Genomic DNA, 2,605 nt, shown 5'->3' on the forward strand with positions numbered 1-2,605 from the left:
AGCTGTAATGATGCATCTTAATCCTGATATATCCTCTTCAGACAATAATCCCAAATAACTTGGCGGAAAAGTAACTATTGATGCTGATGCTTCTTTTAAAAATTTTACAAATTGGTTTTTATCCTTGATTATCTCTTCTGTAGGTATTAATAATGTGGCTCCACTATACAAACTCATCATAATTTCATATACAGAGGCATCAAAAGCAACTGAAGCAAACCAAACTATTTTATCACTTTCGCTAATCTTTAAAGATCTGATTTGATCTAAAGACATATTTACATTACTACTGTGCTCGATCATTACCCCTTTTGGCTGCCCCGTAGAGCCTGAAGTATAAATTACATACGCCAGATCATCAGACTTGTTAATTTTCACAACATTATCCTTAGAATAATTATCCTGAACTGCAGTAAAGCCTGTAAAGACATCTTCATCAATAATAACCTTGGTTTGACTGTCCTTTTCCATATAAGAAATCCTCTTCTCTGGATAATTAAGATCAATTGGAAGATAAGCAGCTCCTGATTTCAATATTCCTAAAATGACTATAATCATTTTCTCGCTCTTTCTTAATTTTATTCCAATTAAATCATCAGGTCTGATGTTGTGCTTCTCTCTCAAATAATATGCTAATTGATTAGCCTTTTCATTAAGCTCGCTATAGGTCAGCTCTGTTCTTTCAAAAACAACAGCAATATTACCAGGTGTTTTTGCTACCTGGTCCTCAAATATGTCAATTATAGTTTTGTTATTTGGATAAGCAGTTTTTGTATTATTGAACGTTTTTATTAATTCAAATTTTTCGTTTTCTGATAAATAGTTAACTTCCATCCCCTCTTGATGTGGATAAGCTAATAGTAATGATAACAGCCTTTTGTAGTGTATCATTATTTGCTCTATTATTTCTTTTTCATAAACATCTGAATTGAAAGTTACTTCTAATAGAAGTGCAGTACCTACTTCATGAATTATAATATCCAGATCAAACTTAGACATACTTGGTCCGTTGTCCTTTATTTGATCTGACTTAAAAAAGGGTGTATTTGTATCTACATTATTCTGTCCGATATTCTGTAAGCTTACTACACAATCAAATATCGAATTTCGCCCAATGTCTCTAGTCCGATTTAAATCATCTACCAATCTGTCAAAAGGATATATTTGATGGTTGTAAGCTGATAATACAGATTTTTTTACTTTTTTGTAAAAATCTTCAAAACTATCTTCTGATTTTATTTCATTTCTTAATGGCAGGATATTTACATAAAATCCTATCTGGTCTGATAGATCTGAATGATCTCTTCCTGCTATTGGACTTCCTAATATAATATCTTTATTACCTGTATATTTATTAAACAAAACATTCCAACTAGCAAGCAAGCCCATAAATAATGTTCCTCCATGCATCCCAACAAAACTTCTCAAATTTTCTGTTGTCTCTGTATCAATATAAGTTGATAATTTATGACCTACATACGTTTTAACTTTTGGTCGCAGCTTTTTACTGGGCAAATTTAATAATGGAATTTCTCCAGATAAATGCTCGAGCCAAAAATCCCTGTGGCGTATTAACTCAGTTTCTTTTAACTGATCTACCTGCCATGCTGAATAATCTTTATATTGTATTTTTAATTCTGATAGAAATGGAGTTTCATTTTTTACATATGATTCATAATATTTTAATACGTCTTTAGATAAAACATTCATTGACCATCCATCACTTATAATATGGTGCATATTATAATAAAAAACATAATTATCGTTCTCTAATTGCAATAGACTGGCTCTGATTAATGGCCCGTTCATTAAATCAAAACTTTTATAACTGTCTTCTTTAATATAAGACATGACTTTACTCATTTTATCTTCATCGCCTCTATAATCTTTATAATCGAGGTTAAAATTTAAATTTTCCAGTGATAATATCCATTGGCGAGGTTCATCTGTATCATCATTTTTAAAAACAGTACGCAATATTTCGTGCCTTTCAATAGTAGATAAAATAGCTTTTTTAAAATTATCAATATCAATTTCTTCATGGATAGAAATTGATGATGGCATATTATATGCTGCTGATCCTCCGTCAAACTGACTCAATAGCCATAATCTATATTGACCTGAAGAAAGCGGGTAGCATTTATTTTCTGGAGCTTGTTTAATATCAAAATATTCAAATTTGTTCTGATATTCATTTAAATACTCTATAATTGATTCTTTGTTACTCTTAATTTCTTGAAGCAAATCAGGAGGCAAACTATTCCCATCAAAATCAACAATTAATTCATCTTGATCCACTGATAAAGATATGTTTTGCTCCTTAAGCTTTAAAAAAAGGTTTCTCATCGTTTATTATAATCTTATTTGATTTGATTTAGTAGTTTTATTTGTCTGTTTATCTAGCTCGATAATTTCTTTTGCCAATTCTATTTCTAAAGCAAGTTTCTCAATTATAGTTGCATTAAACAGTTTTGTAATATTTATCTTAACATTAAATTTCTTTTGTATCATTGAAAGCACAATCATAGCTTTTAAACTATGTCCGCCCAACTCAAAAAAATTGTCGGTGATCCCTATCTTATCAACCCCAAGCACATCCTGCCAG

2 protein-coding genes are annotated in these 2,605 nt (G+C 30.6%); both read right to left on the minus strand.

All coding sequences use genetic code 11. From position 1 onward, the window contains the following. Nucleotides 1–2,346, minus strand: a 2,346-nt coding sequence (locus AC1RRN_RS21395; protein WP_492969248.1) for a non-ribosomal peptide synthetase, incomplete at its 3' end; no start/stop codon positions are given. Between the two features lie 6 nt (nt 2,347–2,352). Further along, nucleotides 2,353–2,605: phosphopantetheine-binding protein (locus AC1RRN_RS21400; RefSeq protein ID WP_492969249.1), on the minus strand; the 253-nt coding region annotated here is incomplete at its 5' end.

Source organism: Flavobacterium sp. GW821-FHT11G01 (assembly GCF_058808175.1).